We start from the raw sequence: 15,862 nt of genomic DNA, 5'->3' as shown, positions 1-15,862 counted from the left end.
CGGGTGAAGCTGCGTGCCGAGGAGGAACGGGCGGGCAGCAGTATGCGCGCCCGCTCCTCCCCAGCCCGACTACCCGAACGCCGCGCGCACCTCGTCATGCGGCAACGCGTAGCTCGCGTGCCCCTCGCGCCCGACCGTGTCTTCGGCGGCGACCAGCGCGTTGAGCACCGCCTCCTCCGTCGCCTCGACCACGGCCGTGTAGAACGCGTCGATGCCGCCCCAGCTCAGATGCTCGAGCGTCGCCACGGTGCCCGTCGCCGTGCCCATGCGCGAACCGAGAGCGTCAGGGTTCGCCGTCGAGAACGCCAAGAAGATGTCGCCCGAGAAATGGCTGCCCGTCGTGCCCGTGCGGGCGAGCCCCAGCGACACCCGGCGAGCGAGCGCGCGGCACTGATCGGGCAGCAGGGGAGCGTCGGTCGCGACCACCACGATCACACTGCCCGCACCGGCGACCGCGTGCGCCGCCGATGCGGTCTCGCGCTCGAACCAGTCGCTCGTCTCCATCGGGTTCGGTGCTGCCGATTGCCGCCCGAGCGTGCGGCCGGCGACGCGCAGTTCTTTGCGCGAGCCGAAGTTGGCCTGCAGCAGCACACCAACCGTCCACGACTGGTCGCTGTCGCTGTCGCGGTCACCCTCGCCAGCAGCACCAGCGCCACCCCGCACCACGCGCGATGCCGTGCCCGTGCCGCCCTTGAACCCGTAGCAGTTCATGCCGGTGCCGCCACCGACGTTGCCCTCGGCGATCGGACCGCTCGCTGCCGCGTCGAGCGCGGCGCGCGCGTGCTCGGGGGTGACGGTGTCGGCGTTGATCTCGTTCAGATACCCGTCCCACGTCTCGCCGACGACGGGCAGCATCCACTGCGCGGCGGCCTCGGGGTGGTGCTCAGCGAGCCACTGGTCGACCCCGCGGTGCACGGCGCCGACGGCGTGCGAGTTCGTGATCGCGATGGGGGTCTGAAACTGGCCCGACTCCTCGATCCAGCTGCGCCCCGTGAGCTCGCCGTTGCCGTTGAGCACGGCGGTGCCGGCGGCGCACGGCCGTGCAGCCTCGGCGCGGCCGCGGGGCAGGATCACCGTGACCCCCGTGCGCGCCACGTGCGGGGTGTCGGTCACGATCGTGGTGTATCCGACTTCGAGTCCGGGCACGTCGGTGATGGCGTTCCACGGGCCGGGCTCGCCGTCGAACGGGATGCCGAGATCGCGGGCGCGGGGCGTGCGAGCGGCGTCAAAGTCGAAAGCGGAACCGGCGGCGGGGGCGCCGATGGCGCGGGGTGCGGTGTCGCTCACTGCGGCTCCTGAGGGTCGAGGGTGGGGGCTGTGACGGCGGCTGATCCCGCATCTGCAGCATCGGAAGCCGCGTCGCTCAAGCTGCAATCGAGCGCGATCTCGGCGAACTGCAGTGTGTTCGCGAGGTACCGGTCGCGCTGCCAGTTGTCGGGGTCGAGCAGGTAGAGGTCGTAGGCGTCTTCGAGCGCGACGAGGTTTGAGGCGATCGCGGCGACGTCCATGCGCGGGCGAAACACCCCGAGCGCCGCCCCGACCTCGATGATGGTCGTGTAGAGCGCGACCTGGCGCTCGAGCAGCAGCACCATGTCGGCGCGGAAGCGCGCCTGATCGCGCACCACCGCCGACGCCTCGTAGACGATGCGCAGGTCGTCGCTGATGGTGGCGGGAATGCCCGCCTCGATGGTGCGGCGCAGGCGCGTGAGCGGATCCGGATGCCCCTCGGCGAATTGGCGACGCCGGTCGATGAACTCCTCGATCGCCCCGCGCACCGCCGTCTCGACCAGGTGGTCGAAGCTCTCGAAGTGATAGAGCACGCTGCCCGCGCTCACCTCGGCGCGCTCGGCGACCGCACGCACGCTCACACCCGCGAGCCCGCGCTCGCTGAGCACGCGCGTGGTGGCCTCGAGCAGATCTTTGCGACGCTGGGCACTCTTCGCTGCGGCCATGCTTACGGCTCCGTTCGGTCGTCGGCGATCACGGTGACCGACTGCGTCAGCGCCGCGTAGCGCTCGGGGGAGCGCCGTCTCATCACGATAGCGACTGCCACGCCGCCCAAGAAGACGACCGGCACGCACGCAAGCATGACGCCGTTGATCGGCCCCTGCACCCCCGAGACGAGGTCGAAGTGGGTGGCGATCACGGCGAAGGCGCTGAGCAAGCCGATGGCGCCGAAGATCGGGGCGACGATCACCTGCCACACGCCGTGCCCGCGGCGATCTTTCCAGAAGAACCCCACCACCGAGACGGCGGCGACGCCCTGCGAGAAGACGAGGCCGGCGACCCCGATCGCGTAGCACCAGAGGCCGACGCCGAGAAACGGGTCGGCGCCCGAGACCGCGGCGACGAGAATCGCGACGAGCGAGAGCGTGGTCAGCGTGAGGCTCGCGACGTGCGGCGAGTGCATGCGGGGGTGCGTGCGTGCGAGCCGTTCGGGCAGCAGGCGCTCGCGGCCGAGCGAAAAGAGGTAGCGCGAGCACGCGTTGTGGAAGGCGAGGGTGCAGGCGAAGAAGCTGGTGACGACGAGGATCTCCATCACCACACCCGCCCACGCGCCGAGCGCATTGCCGCCGGCGATGAACATCATCTGCTCGAAGTCCTCTGACTGCGCGAGCGCGATGATGCCGTCGACACCGAACGCGACGGTCAGCGTGAAAAACGTGAACGCGTAGAACACCGCGAGGAACGCGATCGCGATGTACGTCGCACGCGGCACCGTGCGGCGCGGCTGCTTCGCCTCCTCGGCGTAGATCACGGTGCCCTCGAACCCGAGGAACGCGCCGAATCCGAAGACGAACAGTGCGCTTGCGCCTGACGCGAAGAACACGTTGCGCGGGTCGAACGACGCGGCGGCGGCCGGTGCGATCGCGGTGCCGTGCTGAACGATGATCGCGATCGAGATGACGAGCAGAATCGTGACCTCGGCCGTCAGCAGCACCGCGAGCACCTTCGCGCCGACGTCGATGCGCCGGTAGCCGAGCAGCCCGATCACGCACACGGACACGACCGACCACACCGCCCAGTGCACGTCGATGCCGAAGAGGTGCGCGAACGTGAGGTTCGCGAAGAAGCCGAGCAGCGCGTAGAAGCAGATGCAGAGAAACGCGTACGACACGATCGTGATGAACGCGACGCCCACCCCAACGGGCTTGCCGAGCCCGGCCGCCGCGTAGGCGTAGAAGGCCCCGGTATTGCGCACGTAGCGCGACATCGCGGTGAACCCGACGGCGAAGAGGATCAGCACGAGCCCGCTGGCGAGCATCGCCCCCGGGGCGCCGATGCCGCCGACCAGAAACGCGAGCGGTGCAGAGCTCACCGCCACCGTCAGCGGAGCCGCCGCCGACACCACGAAGAAGACGATGTCGAAGGTGCCGAGCTTGCCCGGGGCGAGGGCGCCGGGTGGCGCGGTACGAACGTCAGATGACACGAGAAACTCCCTTGTTTCTGGGCGACGGGGCGATCCCGAAGCATCGTGCAGATTTCTGAACGACTGTATCATTTTTTCTGGAATATGTTGTCGCGTAGGTAAATTTTGGTCATTCCCAGCTTGTTGTGTGTTCAGAAATTACGCTGCGGCGCGCGCTCGGGCAGCGCTTGCGTCGCCCCGCGGAGGCGCGGCAAGGGCGCCATGCGGCCGAGGCGACGCGGCGATCGTGTGTGGCGAGCCGTGCGCCCTAGGAGTCGCCCGCCGGCCGGCGCACGAACTGCAGCACGAGCACAACGACCGCGCCCAGCACGGCCGCCCACACCACCGTGCCTACGGCGAGCGGTCGAATGAACAGCACACACGCCGCAGCCGCGACGAGCACCAACACGGTGAGCCACGAGGCGTTGCGATCGACCCACACGCCGACGGCACCCGTCGAAACACCGCGGCGCTGCGCCGACGCGCGCACCCGGTCGGCAGCCCGAGCGATGCCGCCGCGCAGCCACCGAGCGACCACCGACGGCCCCGACCACCATGTCACCACCGCGACCGCAGCGCCCAGCGCGCCGATCGCGAGCACCGTCGCCGCGAGCGGATCCGTCACGGCCACGACGACAGCGCTCAGCGCCTCGGGCGTCACCACCTCAGACGCGAACGACACCGGAAGCACCGCGCGCCCGACCGCGATCGCAATGCCGAGCACCGACATGAGCGCAGCGACGGCGACGGCGGTCGCGAACACCGCCCTGCGGCGGCGACGCGCGACCAGCGCACCGACCGCGAGGAGCGCGAGCGAGACCCAGGGCAGCCACGACCCGAGCGCGACGACCGCGGCGTACACGCCGGGCAGCTTGCCGAGCTCGGGGCTCTCGACCAGCACGATGCTGCGATCGGTCGTCGGAATCGCCTCGGCGAACATCACCTCGTTCGCGACGAGCCGCTCACGCACCTCGGCGAGCAACGGGCCGAGCTCGAGCCGCACCGACCCGGCACCGCTCAACGACACCGCCGACCCCGCGTCACCGCGCAGCGTCGCGACTAGTTGCGCGTGGGTGCTGCGCAACGAAGACTGCCACACCGTCGAAAAGGTGGGCGACGCGATGACGTCGGCAACGAAGCCGTGCGCCAGCGACTGCAGACCCTGATTGATCGGACCCTGCAACAGGCGCAGGCTTGTCGTCGCACTCCGCGGCAAATCAAGATCGGCGATGCCGTCGAACACCGGTGCCGTCAGCGACGGGATGTCGACGGCCTGGTCGATCGCCTCATTCGCGCCAGCGACGACCGCCGCCTGCACGTCGGGGTCGTCGGCGAGCGGTGCGAGCATCGCGACGAACGCGTCGGTGTCGGTGAGCTGACGCTTCGCATACATCGCGACGATGCTGGCGGTGCCGAGCACAAGACCCACGATGATGAGCGCGGCCGACAGCACGGACGACCAGCGCGAACGCCGCCGAGCGGGAGGGGGTGCGGTGTCGCCGGGCTGATCCCGCGCCGCTCGCAACCGGGCATTTTCGGCCTCGAGCTCCGCGACACGCGTCGTCAGCTCGCTCGCATCGGGTGCACCGTTCGTCGCCATGAGCGTCCTTTCGAGGGCGTATGCGTTCCATAATCGCGCATGCGGCGTTCCGAATGCACGCTGATCTGCTTGCGCTCGTGAGTGCGCCGGTGCTGGCGCTGCTCTGGACCGCCGCCGGCGCGGCGGTGGTGATGCTCGTGTGCGCGTGGACCGCACTGATATTCAGTGTCTCTCGAGCCCCCTGACCCTTGACGCGCGCCGGTCGCTCCTTGCTACCGTTGATACGGTGACTTCCGAAGCCAAGCCGAACGCACCCGAGCGCGAGACCTGGGGCAAGCGCAGCGCCTTCATCATCGCCGCCATCAGCTCTGCCATCGGGCTGGGCAATATCTGGCGGTTTCCCGGCGTCGCCTACGAGAACGGCGGGGGCGCGTTTCTCATCCCGTACCTCGTCGCGTTTCTGACGGCCGGGCTGCCGATCCTCTTCCTCGACTACGCCATCGGGCACAAGTACCGCGCGGCTCCGCCGCTCGCGTTCAAGCGCCTCAACCGCAAAGCCGAGCCGCTCGGCTGGTGGCAGGTGGGGGTCTCGTTCCTCATCCTGACCTACTACGCCGTCATCATCGCCTGGGCGCTCGGCTTCGTCTGGTTCAGTTTCGGGCGGCAGTGGGGCGACGATGCCGTCGGCTTCTTCACGGGGGAGTACCTGCAGCTCGCAGATGCGCCAGGCGTCACGCTCGACTTCGTGCCCGCCGTGCTGGTGACGCTGCTGATCGTGTGGATCGCCGCCATCATCGTCATGTCGCTCGGGCTGCGCCGCGGCCTCGACCGCGCCAACCGCATCACGCTGCCGCTGCTCGTCATCGTCTTCACGATCATCGTGATCTACGCGATGACGCTGCCCGGGGCCTGGGACGGCATCAACCAATTCTTCGCCCCCAACTTCCCGGCGCTCGCCGACCCTGGCGTGTGGCTCGCGGCCTACGGGCACATCTTCTTCTCGTTCTCGATCGCCTTCGGCATCATGCTCACGTACTCGTCGTACATGAAGCGGCGCAGCGACCTCGCGGGCTCGGGCCTCGTCGTCGCCTTCGCGAACTGCGGGTTCGAGATGCTCGCCGGCATCGGTGTGTTCGCCGCCCTCGGCTTCCTCGCCTTCACCCAGGGCGTGCAGATCGACGAGCTCGAAGGCATCAGCGGCGTCGCACTCGCGTTCATGACGTTCCCGACCCTGCTCAGCGAGATGCCGGGCGGCACGGTGATGGCGCTGCTGTTCTTCGGGTCGCTGGTGCTCGCCGGGTTCACCTCGCTGCTCTCGATCTACCAGGTGGTCACCGGATCGCTCCAAGACAAGACCGGCTGGTCGAACCGCCGCGTCGCCATCGTGGTCGGCCTGGCCGCCGGCATTCCGTCGGTGCTGCTCTTCGGCACCACCTCAGGGCTCAACGTGCTCGACGTGCTCGATGCGTTCGTCAACAACATCGGCGTCACCGGGTCTGCGGTCGCGATGCTCGTGCTCGTCGCGTGGGTGTTCCGCGCGGTGCCGGGCCTGCGCTCGCACCTCAACGCACTCTCGTCGCTGAAGCTCGGGCCGGTGTGGGCCATCGCGGTGTCGGTCGTCACCCCCGTGATTCTCGCCGTCATTCTGGTGCGCGGCATCGAGTCGTACCTCGTCGACGGCTACGGCGGCTTTCCGACCTGGTTCATCTCGGTGATCGGGTGGGGCGCGATCGGCCTCCTCGCGATCTTCTCGTTCGCGATGAGCTACCGGCGCTATCGACGGCGCGACGCCGAGAGCTTCGTGCCCGATGCGCCCGAAGATCTCGAAACCGAAATGGCCGACCTCGTCGCAGAAGCGCGCGAGGCCGCCGCACAGCGCAGCAGCTCAGGAGGCGACCGATGACCACCAGTGCAATCGTGATGATGGTGCTCTCGCTCAGCGTGCTTTGGGGCGGGCTCGCCTGGGCGATCCTGCGCCTGCGCAAACACCCCGACGTGAGCGACCTCAGCGACGACTGAGTTCGTGTTGTGGTCGGCCTGAGCGCCCCGCACCGTTCTCACAATTTTCATGACGGCCCTGGTGCGCTATTTGGGTGAATAGTGCACCAGGGCCGTCACCAATTTCGCGGGTCACGCCGAACAGGCTCGCTCAGGCCTCGCTGCGAAACGGCACCGCCGGGAAGTCGACCGGCACGTCGAGCGCCACGTTCACGTAGTTGGTGAAGAGGTTGAGCGCGACCTGGCCGATGGTCTCGACAATCTGCTCGTCGCTCCACCCGTGCGCGCGCACGGCCTCGACGGCCTCGGCCGCGACCTGACCGCGCTGCTCGACGAGGGCGAGCGCGAACTGCAGCAGCGCCTCGACCTTCGGGTCGTCAGACCGGCCGGTCTGCGCCGCCGCCATACCGTCGCGGCTCACGCCCGTCTACTTGCCGAGCGCGGTGTGCGCCGCGAGGCAGTACGCGCAGGCGTTGCGGTTGGCGACGGCGACCGCGATCTGCTCGCCGATGGCGGCCCCGAGGCTGCTGGTCGAGAATGCGGCGAAGGATCCCCACATGCTGCGCAGCGCCGCCGGTGAGTGGGCGACGGCCTTGAACATTGCCGGGGTCGCGCCGAAGGTGGCGTGGATCTGGTCGAGATGCTCGCGCACCTCTCCGCTCGTGGTGCTGTGGTCGATCAGGGTGACGTGCGACATGGGTTGCTCCTCGGTTGTGGCCCGACGGGTTCGGGCCGATGCATCGAGTCTGCGGCCTTCATTCGGATGATGTGTGGCAAAAAATATGAATAACGACCCGAATCGTCCTATGCTGGGCGTATGGCTGACCCCGACCGACTCGCCCCACTGCTCGAGCGGCTGCGCATCAGCACGTCGCTGTTCTTCACCGGCGCGATGTGCGGGCGCGAGCACTTCGCCGCGCACCCGGGCCGCGGGTTTCTGCACGTGCTGCGCCGTGGCGAGCTCACTATGGAGTACCTCGCGCCCGACGGGTCGGCGCGGTCGCTGAGCGTCGACCGGCCGAGCGTTGTCTTCGTGCCGCGCCCCTGGGAGCACACGTTCGTGAATGCTCCGGTGGGCGGATCCGACTTCACCTGCGCCGCGCTCGACGTGTCGGGAGGGGCGACCCACCCGCTGTTCGCGGCGCTGCCGCACGTCGTGGTGATCCCGCTCGACGACATCGCCGAGCTCGAACCGGCGCTGCAGCTGCTCTTCGGTGAGGCCGACCAGGTGCGGTGCGGGCGCACCATCATCGCCGACCGACTGTTCGAGGTCGTGCTGATCCAACTGCTGCGCTGGATGCTCGACCACGCCGACGCGCTGCAGATCTCGGCCGGCCTGGTCACCGGCCTGGGCGACCCGCGGCTCGCGCCACTGCTCACCGAGCTGCACGCGGAGCCCGGGCGCGCGTGGACCATCGAGCAGATGGCGCGCACCGCAATGATGTCGCGCAGCGTGTTCATGGCGCGGTTCACCTCGGTGATGGGCATCGCGCCGGCCGAGTACCTGACACGCTGGAGGCTGACGCTCGCGCAGGGCCGGCTGCTCGCCGGCGAGAGCGTAACGCGGGTGGCCGCCGAGCTCGGCTACGCGAGCGCGTCGTCGTTCACGCGCGCATTCACGCAGCACCTCGGGGCGTCGCCGCGGCACTGGGCGCAAGCGCGGGATGGGGCTGGCGGCCCCGCGCCGCGTGGGTGATGCCGCCCCGCGTTTTGGTGGCAGTTTGGTGTCGTAAGCGGGGCTTTAGTGCACCAAACTGCCACTAGATCGGTGCTTCGGCCGCATCGAGCACGAGGTCGAGCGCGAACCCGAACTCGTGTGCGCTGTCGCACCCGGCGGGGGAGCGCTGCGCTGCGTCGAGCGCGATCTGCACGACGAACGGGTAGCGCTCGCGCATGTAGGCGAGCACTGCGGGCTGGTCAGCGTCGTCGGTCGTCGGGGCGTCCGGATCATCGAACGCCTCCCGGCTGAACCCCCAGATGCGGGTGCCGAGCGCGTGCATCGCGTAGTGCGTGCGGTGCGGCGAGATGCCGCCCTCGATGAACTCGCCCGCGATCGCGTTCATGTGTGCGAGCACTGGCTCCGTGCGGCGGGTACGCGACTCGATCGCCGCCGCGAGCCACGGGTGCGCGAGCACCTGGTCTCGTGCCGCGAAGACGCGGGCGCGCACGCGTTCGCGCCAGGAGCCGCCGGGTGGCGGATCCGCGTATGCCGCGACGATCGTGTCGATCATCGCCCCGATGAGGTCGTCTTTGTTCGCGACGTGCTTGTAGAGCGCCATCGGCACGACGCCGAGCTGCGCGGCGAGTGACCGCATACTGAGCGCGTCGAGGCCCTCGGCGTCGGCGAGGGCGATCGCGGCTTGCACGACGCGCGCGTGATCGAGTCGATCGCGCACGCGTTGCGGCGCGGGCTGCGTCTCGGACTGCGGTGGGGTCTCGGGCATGGCACCTCCTTGACGAAGCGTACACCGTACACCTATGCTCCGAGGTGTACGGCGTACACCCCGCTCAGGAGTGAGTGCAGCCGCCCCGCACGAGAGAACCGGAGTCGCAATGACCACCACCCGCAGTGCCGCAATCGACACCGGCCAACGCGCCAGCAACGACACGGGCGTCGGCGTCGCCCGCAGTCTCACCCCCGCGACCACCACAGCCCTTGCCCGCACCACGGGCGCGCTCTACCTCGTCACGTTCGCCACCTCGATCCCGGCACTCGCGCTCAAGCGCGCGTACCTGGAGGGCGGCGACACTGCACTGCTGACCGTCGCTGTGGTGCTCGAGCTCGCGCTCGCCGCAGCGTGTGTGGGCACCGCCGTGGCCTTCGCGCCGATCGGCCTGCGATTGCGGCCCGCGCTCGCCATCGGGTTTGTGGCGTCGCGCGTGGTCGAGGCGGCACTCGTGTTCGCCGGGGTGATCGCGCTGCTCGCGCTGGCAACGGTGGGCGACGCCGGCGCAGGCACGGGTGGCGCGGGTGGCGCGGGCAGTGACGCCGCCACAGTCGGCATTGAGACCGCGCTTGTCGCAGTGCACGACGGCGCGTTTCTGCTCGGCCCCGGGCTGCTGCCGGCGGTGAACGCGCTGCTATTCGGCACGATTCTGCTGCGGGCCCGTCTCGTGCCGCGGGTGATTCCGATCATTGGGCTCGTCGGTGCGCCGGTGCTGATGGTGTCGGCGGTGCTGACCGTCGCGGGCGTACTCGATCAGGTGTCGCCCCTTGCGGGCCTGCTCGCGCTGCCGATCGCGCTCTGGGAGTTCGCGATCGGGGTGTGGTTGCTCGTGCGCGGGGTGCGCATCGACGCAGCGCAGGATCGTGAGGCCGACGCCCCCGTTGCTAGGCTCGCACCGTGACTGAGCACGCATCCGCACCCGTGGCTGGCCGGGCAGAGCCGACCCCGCACCGCGTCTTCTCGTACGGCACCCTGCGCCAGGCCAATGTGCAGCAGGCGCTGTACGGGCGTGCGGTGCCGACCGTCGACGACACCCTGGTGGGGTGGCGCCTCGAGTGGGTGCAGATTACCGACCCCGCGGTGATCGCGGCGTCGGGCTCCGACCGGCACCCGATTCTGCGCCCCGGATCGCCGAGCGATTCGGTCGCCGGGGCCGCGTTGGCGCTCAGCGACGCCGACTTGGCCGCAACCGACGACTACGAGGTCGACGACTACGTGCGCGTGCTCGTGCGACTCGCCTCCGGGGTCGACGCGTTCGTGTACGTCGCGGCGAGCGACGCATAGCGCACCTCAGACCCACCCGTCGATGCGCTTGACCCGAACCCCTTCGAGTGGTCGACTGACGGAGTAGGGACGCCTTCGGCGGCCCGGTAAGGGGAATGACATGCGCTGGTGGCAGACGAAACAGGACGACGCGCAGGATCCCGGTCCGGGCGCGACCCCCGCGGGGTACACCCCGTTCGGCAACAGCGCCCGCATCAATCCGTTCACCTTCGGCTTGCTCGGTGCGCTCGGCGTGCTGGTCGCGCTGCTGATCGGCAGCATCGTCGGGCAGCTCGCCACGGTGCTCGTGTACGTGGGCGTCGCGCTTTTCCTCTCGCTGGGTCTCGACCCGATCGTGTCGTTCATCGAGCGCAAGCTGCCCCGACCCGCGGCGGTCGCAGTGGTGGTCGGTGTGGTGATCCTCGCCTTCGCCGGCATTCTGCTCGCGATCGTGCCCGTGCTGGTCAAGCAGATCACGAACCTGGTCGACAGTGCGCCGCAGATGGTCGACGACATCACGCACAGTGACTGGTACGCCTGGCTCACCGATCAGTTCGGCTCGAACTTCGACCAGGCGATCTCGGGGGCGCTCGACTTCTTGCAAGACCCGACCAACCTCGGCCAGATCGGCGGCGGACTCGTCGCGGTCGGGGCCGGGATTGCGGGCGGGGTCACGGGCGTCATCATCGTGCTGATTCTGACCCTCTACTTCATGGCGTCGATGCGCGCGATGAAGCGTCTCGTGGTGCGGTTCGTTCCGGCCTACCAGCGCCCGCGTTTCCGTGACCTGCTCGAAGATGTCTCTGGCGCGGTCGGCCGGTACGTCATCGGGCAGGTGAGCCTCGCGCTCTGCAACGGCATTCTGAGCCTCATCTTCTTGAGCATCATCGGGGCACCCCTGCCGGCGCTGCTCGCGCTCATCGCATTCATCGGCTCGCTGATTCCGCTCGTCGGCACACTGTCGGCCTCCGTGATCATCTCGGTGATCTGCCTGGTGAGCTCGCCGACGACGGCCCTGATCGCGGCGATCTACTACCTCGTCTACATGCAGATCGAGGCGTACGTGCTCAGCCCGCGCATCATGAGCAAGGCCGTCGCGGTGCCGGGCTCGCTCGTGGTCATCGCGGCGGTCGGCGGCGGTGCGCTCGGCGGGGTGCTCGGTGCACTGGTGGCGATCCCGGTCGCTGCATCGGTCATTATCATCGTGCAGAAGGTCGTGTTCCCGGCGCAGGATCAGAAGACGGTGCCACCGAAAGAACGCGGTGCGACGCCGATCGAAGAGGCGGCCGCGCCCGCCGAATAGTGGGGCGCGCGGGCTCGGCCGCAGCGACCGGGGCGCTGGGTCGGTGCACGCCGGATCGCGGCCCCGCTACAGCGCGTCGTTCGACCGCCCGTACCCCTCGAGCAGCCGCAGCCAGACCTCGCTGATCGTGGGGTACGCGGGCACCGCGTGCCACAGGCGCTCGAGCGGCACCTCGCCGACCACGGCGATGGTGGCCGACTGCAGCAGCTCCTGCACGTCGGGGCCCACGAACGTGACGCCCACGATGACGCTGCGGCTCTCGTCGACGACCATGCGGGCGGTGCCGCGGTAGCCGTCGCGGTGCACGCTCGCGCCCGCGACACTGCCGATCTCGATGTCGACGACGCGAGTCGTGAGGTCCGCGCGCTCGGCAGCGGCTGCGGTGAGACCGACCGAGGCGACGGGCGGATCCGTGAAGGTAACTTGCGGCACCGCCGCGTGATCAGCGGTCGCGACGTGGCGGCCCCATGGCTCGTCACGCAGCTCGGTGCCGTTCGCGCGGGCCGCGATCGCGTCTCCGGCGGCGCGCGCCTGGTACTTGCCCTGGTGCGTGAGCAGGGCCCGGTGGTTGACGTCGCCGACGGCGTACAGCCAGTCGCCGGCGAAGTGGGCGCTGCCCGTGCCCGTGACGCGCATGGTGTCGTCGACGTCGAGCCAGGCGCCGGGCTCGAGCCCGAGCTGATCGAGCCCGATGTCGCCGGTGCGGGGCACGCGGCCGGTGGCGACCAGGATCTCGTCGGCGTCGACCACATCGCCGCCGTCCGTGGTGACGTGCACAATGCCGTCGGCGTCGCGCGACACCGAGGTAGGCGAGACGCCGAGGCGCATATCGACCCCGAGCTCGCGCAGTGCGTCGCCGACGAGTTCGCCCGCGAAGGGCTCTTGCCCCGAGAGCAGGCCGCTGCGCACGAGCAGGGTGACCTGCGCGCCGAGGGTGGCGAAGGCGGTCGCGAGTTCGGCGGCCACGACACCGCCGCCGACGATGGCGAGGCGACGCGGCACCTGCTCGACGGCGGTGGCTTCGCGGTTCGTCCAGGGCTGCGCCTCAGCGAGGCCGGGAATGTCGGGGAGCAGTGCCGCCGACCCGGTCGCCACGACCACCGCGTGCCGCGCCTGCAGCACGGTCTCGCTGCCGTCGGCGGCGGTCACGGTCACTTCGCGTTCCCCCGAGATGGCGCCGTGCCCGCGCACGAGGTCGATGCCCGCACCGTCGAGCCAGCGCACCTGGCCCGAGTCGTCCCAGTTGCTCGTGAACGAGTCTCGTCGGCGCAGCACCGCCGTCGCGTCGACCGATCCCGTCACGGCCTGGCGGGCGCCGTCGACGCCCTGCGCGGCCCGCACCGCTTCGCCGGCGCGCAGTAGCGCCTTCGACGGCATGCACGCCCAGTACGAGCATTCGCCGCCGACGAGCTCAGACTCCACGATCACCACGCTGAGCCCGCCCTGCACGGCGCGATCGGCGACGTTCTCACCAACGGGCCCCGCTCCGATCACGATGACATCGAACTGCTGCGGCATGGTGCTCCCCTCGAACGGGCGATCGCGCGTGCGCCGGGTGCGCGGGCGCCGACCGCCGATAGGCCGGAGTCTATCGACGGTCGCGGCGATCCGGCACCCGTTGCGCAGCCCGCGAACGGCACTCGCGCAACGCACCAGCGCTCGTCAGTGCCAGTGCCAACGGCCGGGTCAGGCTCAGCGGCTGGTGTACTCCGCAGCCGCGGCGACCACGTCGGTCGCGAACGTGCCCTGCGTCACCGAGGTGGCGCCGCCGTCGACCGGAATCACGGTGCCGGTGACGTAGTCGGCGAGGTCGCTGGCGAGGAACGTGGCAACCTTCGCGATGTCGTCGGCCTGGCCGACGCGACCGATGGGCTGCGTCGCGCCGAGCTTCGCGGCGAGGAAGTCGGCGAACGCCTCGGCCTCGTCGAGCGGCACGCCGAAGCTGCGGGCCATGATCGGCGTCATGATGACGCCCGGGGCGATCGCGTTCGAGCGGATACCGAGCGGTGCGAGTTCGGCGACGGCCTGGCGCACGATGCCGACCACGGCGTGCTTCGCGATGGTGTATCCGGCGACCGACCAGCCCCCCTGCAGTGCGGCTGCCGAGGCGGTCGAGATGATCGATCCGCCGGTGCCCTGCTTCTGGAACTGGCGCGCGGCGTACTTGTGGCCGAGCAGCACCGAGCGGGTGAGCAGTGCCAGCGACTTGTCAAAGCCTGCCGATTCGATCTCGAGCATCGACGAGGGATCGCCCTGCGCGCCGGCATTGTTGTACATAATGTCGAGCTTGCCGAAGCGCTCGACGGTGGCGTCGACGAGGGCCGCGATGCTGGCCTCATCGGTGACGTCGGTGCGCACGTAGAGCGCAGCATCGCCCAGTCGCGCCGCCTCGGCCTGGCCGGCCTCATCCTGGATGTCGGCGATGGTGACCTGCGCGCCCTCGGCGATGAACCGCTCGACGGTTGCGAGCCCGATGCCGCTCGCGCCGCCGGTGACGATCGCGACCTTGCCTGCGAGAAGTGCTGTCATGGTGTGGTGCTCCGTGTTCTCTCGGCCCGGTGATCTGCGCTGTCGCGGTGGGTCGGGGCCGCGACGCGGAGTCCGTCAGAGTCGACGGATGGTTTCGGAGGTGAACGCGTCGAGCGCGTGCAGATACACCGTTTCGGCGTCGTCGCCGGAGTTGGCCATGGTTTCGAGGGCGATGCGGGTCGCGCTCGCGATGACCGCGGCCGCGGTGCGCGCGGAGAGCGACGCGGGATCGACCCCGAGTCGCGGCGCCAGCACGGGGGCGAGTGAGGTTTCGCCATCGTGCAACTTGCGCAGGAAGACCGCCCACATGTCGGGATCGGCGAAGACCAGCGGGAACAGTGCGCGGGTGCGGTCGAGCTGCTGATCGCCGAGCGACCGAGTGAACGCGAGTCGCGCGACCTCGCGGAGCGGCGCGTCGGTTGGTGCCGTGACGATGGCGGCGTTGAACTGCCGGGTCGTCCAGTCGAAGATCGGCGCGATGCTCTCGGCTTTGGTGGGGAAGTGCCGGTGGAAGGTGCGCGGTGCAATGCCGATGGCCGCGGTGATCTCGGCGACGGTGAGGCCGGTGGTGCCGCGCGCGACGTAGAGTTCGGCGCAGCGCTCCGCTGCCTCGAGCCGGGCGCGGTCGCCGCGCGAGAGCTGCGAGTTCGCTTCCATGCGGCTCACTGTACTCCGAAGTGGCAGAAGCTGCCACTTGTGGTGGGTGGCGATTGGAGTGCTGCGAGCGATGCAGTGTTACCGTGGTCGGGTGCAATACGCAGTGACTCGGGCCCTCGGGCGTCAGGAGGTCGGCGGCGGTTCTTCCGCCCTCGGCGCGTGACGCGAACCCAGGCCCAGATTCATCACGTACGAAAGGGCATCATCATGCTCGCACTCACCGCACCCGTCATCCGATCAAGCTTTATCAACGCGTCTCGCAAAGAGTCGTCCGTCGCGGGGCTGCCCGACGATCTCGACACCCGTGACTGGTCGCAGTTCGACTACCTCGGCTGGCACGACCCCAAATTCGCCAAGCGCGCCTACGTCGTGCTGCCCGCGTTCGACGGCACCCCGACCGGCATCATGCTGCGACAGGCCGACGCCTCGCCGCAGCGCCGCCAGATCTGCGAATGGTGCCGCGATACGCGCCTCATCAACGAGGTCGTGTTCTTCTCTGCCCGTCGCGCGGGAGAGTCGGGCCGTCGCGGCAACACCGTCGGCACCCTGATCTGCCAGAACTTCCAGTGCTCCTGGAATGTGCGCACCGACCCGCCGCTGCCCTACGACGGCTTCGACATGGCCGCTGAGCGGCAGCGGCGCATCGAGCACCTGCAGCACCGCGTCGCGAGCTTCGCCGACATGCTCGTCACCGGGCGGTAGCGCACCCGAGTCGG

Annotated in this window: 18 protein-coding genes; 8 read left to right on the top strand and 10 right to left on the bottom strand. The window is 69.5% G+C overall.

The annotated features are described in order from the left end of the window. Positions 1 to 69 precede the first annotated feature (69 nt). From AMS67_RS06785 to AMS67_RS06770, 4 genes are all read right to left on the bottom strand, one after another. A complete protein-coding gene (locus AMS67_RS06785; protein ID WP_082305340.1) occupies positions 70 to 1,287 on the bottom strand; it encodes a DmpA family aminopeptidase in 1,218 nt (405 codons plus the stop codon). Beyond that, positions 1,284 to 1,952, bottom strand: a complete 669-nt coding sequence (locus AMS67_RS06780; RefSeq protein WP_053386649.1) for a TetR/AcrR family transcriptional regulator — start codon at positions 1,950 to 1,952, stop codon at positions 1,284 to 1,286. Before AMS67_RS06780 ends, AMS67_RS06785 begins: the two co-directional genes overlap by 4 nt. A gap of 2 nt (positions 1,953 to 1,954) precedes the next feature. Then, on the bottom strand, positions 1,955 to 3,430 hold the full coding sequence (locus AMS67_RS06775) for an APC family permease (protein WP_053386648.1): 1,476 nt from the start codon (positions 3,428 to 3,430) through the stop codon (positions 1,955 to 1,957). Positions 3,431 to 3,677: 247 nt separating this feature from the next. Continuing rightward, complete coding sequence (locus tag AMS67_RS06770; RefSeq protein ID WP_053386647.1) at positions 3,678 to 5,009, bottom strand: hypothetical protein; 1,332 nt, start codon at positions 5,007 to 5,009, stop codon at positions 3,678 to 3,680. A 53-nt stretch (positions 5,010 to 5,062) separates the two neighbouring features. Here AMS67_RS06770 and AMS67_RS18100 point away from each other — a divergent pair, with 53 nt between their 5' ends. The 3 genes from AMS67_RS18100 to AMS67_RS16785 are packed head-to-tail and all read left to right on the top strand — an operon-like array spanning position 5,063 to position 6,968. Beyond that, positions 5,063 to 5,194: a hypothetical protein gene (locus AMS67_RS18100; RefSeq protein ID WP_277619553.1), complete on the top strand. Its 132-nt coding sequence runs from the start codon at positions 5,063 to 5,065 to the stop codon at positions 5,192 to 5,194. A 41-nt stretch (positions 5,195 to 5,235) separates the two neighbouring features. Continuing rightward, positions 5,236 to 6,852, top strand: coding sequence for a sodium-dependent transporter (locus AMS67_RS06765; RefSeq protein WP_053386646.1), 1,617 nt, complete (start codon positions 5,236 to 5,238; stop codon positions 6,850 to 6,852). Further along, positions 6,849 to 6,968: a methionine/alanine import family NSS transporter small subunit gene (locus AMS67_RS16785; protein WP_075201250.1), complete on the top strand. Its 120-nt coding sequence runs from the start codon at positions 6,849 to 6,851 to the stop codon at positions 6,966 to 6,968. The genes AMS67_RS06765 and AMS67_RS16785 overlap by 4 nt, the downstream gene beginning before the upstream one ends. 130 nt (positions 6,969 to 7,098) lie before the next feature. On the opposite strand, the gene AMS67_RS17840 is transcribed toward AMS67_RS16785, so the two are convergent. Next, complete coding sequence (locus tag AMS67_RS17840; protein WP_206541745.1) at positions 7,099 to 7,368, bottom strand: carboxymuconolactone decarboxylase family protein; 270 nt, start codon at positions 7,366 to 7,368, stop codon at positions 7,099 to 7,101. Between the two features lie 6 nt (positions 7,369 to 7,374). After that, complete coding sequence (locus tag AMS67_RS17835; RefSeq protein WP_206541744.1) at positions 7,375 to 7,644, bottom strand: carboxymuconolactone decarboxylase family protein; 270 nt, start codon at positions 7,642 to 7,644, stop codon at positions 7,375 to 7,377. 120 nt (positions 7,645 to 7,764) lie between these two features. Here AMS67_RS17835 and AMS67_RS06755 point away from each other — a divergent pair, with 120 nt between their 5' ends. Next, positions 7,765 to 8,643 carry an AraC family transcriptional regulator gene (locus AMS67_RS06755; protein WP_053386645.1) on the top strand — a complete coding sequence of 293 codons (879 nt, stop codon included), beginning with the start codon at positions 7,765 to 7,767 and terminating at the stop codon, positions 8,641 to 8,643. Between the two features lie 64 nt (positions 8,644 to 8,707). On the opposite strand, the gene AMS67_RS06750 is transcribed toward AMS67_RS06755, so the two are convergent. After that, a complete protein-coding gene (locus AMS67_RS06750; protein WP_075201249.1) occupies positions 8,708 to 9,391 on the bottom strand; it encodes a TetR/AcrR family transcriptional regulator in 684 nt (227 codons plus the stop codon). Positions 9,392 to 9,500: 109 nt separating this feature from the next. On the opposite strand from AMS67_RS06750, the gene AMS67_RS06745 reads away from it, so the two are divergent. The 3 genes from AMS67_RS06745 to AMS67_RS06735 all read left to right on the top strand — a co-directional run bounded on the left by AMS67_RS06745 (position 9,501) and on the right by AMS67_RS06735 (position 11,960). Further along, positions 9,501 to 10,295, top strand: coding sequence for a DUF4386 domain-containing protein (locus tag AMS67_RS06745; RefSeq protein WP_082305338.1), 795 nt, complete (start codon positions 9,501 to 9,503; stop codon positions 10,293 to 10,295). After that, positions 10,292 to 10,678, top strand: a complete 387-nt coding sequence (locus tag AMS67_RS06740; RefSeq protein ID WP_241488007.1) for a gamma-glutamylcyclotransferase family protein — start codon at positions 10,292 to 10,294, stop codon at positions 10,676 to 10,678. Before AMS67_RS06745 ends, AMS67_RS06740 begins: the two co-directional genes overlap by 4 nt. A gap of 100 nt (positions 10,679 to 10,778) precedes the next feature. Then, positions 10,779 to 11,960, top strand: a complete 1,182-nt coding sequence (locus AMS67_RS06735) for an AI-2E family transporter (protein ID WP_053386643.1) — start codon at positions 10,779 to 10,781, stop codon at positions 11,958 to 11,960. Positions 11,961 to 12,026: 66 nt separating this feature from the next. On the opposite strand, the gene AMS67_RS06730 is transcribed toward AMS67_RS06735, so the two are convergent. From AMS67_RS06730 to AMS67_RS06720, 3 genes are all read right to left on the bottom strand, one after another. Next, positions 12,027 to 13,478, bottom strand: coding sequence for a dihydrolipoyl dehydrogenase family protein (locus AMS67_RS06730; RefSeq protein ID WP_053386642.1), 1,452 nt, complete (start codon positions 13,476 to 13,478; stop codon positions 12,027 to 12,029). 174 nt (positions 13,479 to 13,652) lie between these two features. Then, entirely contained in the window at positions 13,653 to 14,489 is an 837-nt protein-coding gene (locus tag AMS67_RS06725) for an SDR family NAD(P)-dependent oxidoreductase (RefSeq protein WP_053386641.1), read from the bottom strand. A gap of 75 nt (positions 14,490 to 14,564) precedes the next feature. Further along, positions 14,565 to 15,146, bottom strand: coding sequence for a TetR/AcrR family transcriptional regulator (locus AMS67_RS06720; RefSeq protein ID WP_053386640.1), 582 nt, complete (start codon positions 15,144 to 15,146; stop codon positions 14,565 to 14,567). Between the two features lie 159 nt (positions 15,147 to 15,305). Between AMS67_RS06720 and AMS67_RS06715 the strand changes: the two genes are divergently transcribed. Continuing rightward, complete coding sequence (locus tag AMS67_RS06715) at positions 15,306 to 15,848, top strand: FBP domain-containing protein (RefSeq protein ID WP_306455244.1); 543 nt, start codon at positions 15,306 to 15,308, stop codon at positions 15,846 to 15,848. The last annotated feature ends 14 nt before the right edge of the window (positions 15,849 to 15,862 follow it).

This window comes from Leucobacter japonicus (genome assembly GCF_001273855.1).
Classification (GTDB): Bacteria; Actinomycetota; Actinomycetes; order Actinomycetales; family Microbacteriaceae; genus Leucobacter; species Leucobacter japonicus.
The sequence above is the reverse complement of the archived record's forward strand: the minus strand, read 5'-3'. Positions and strand labels throughout refer to the sequence as shown.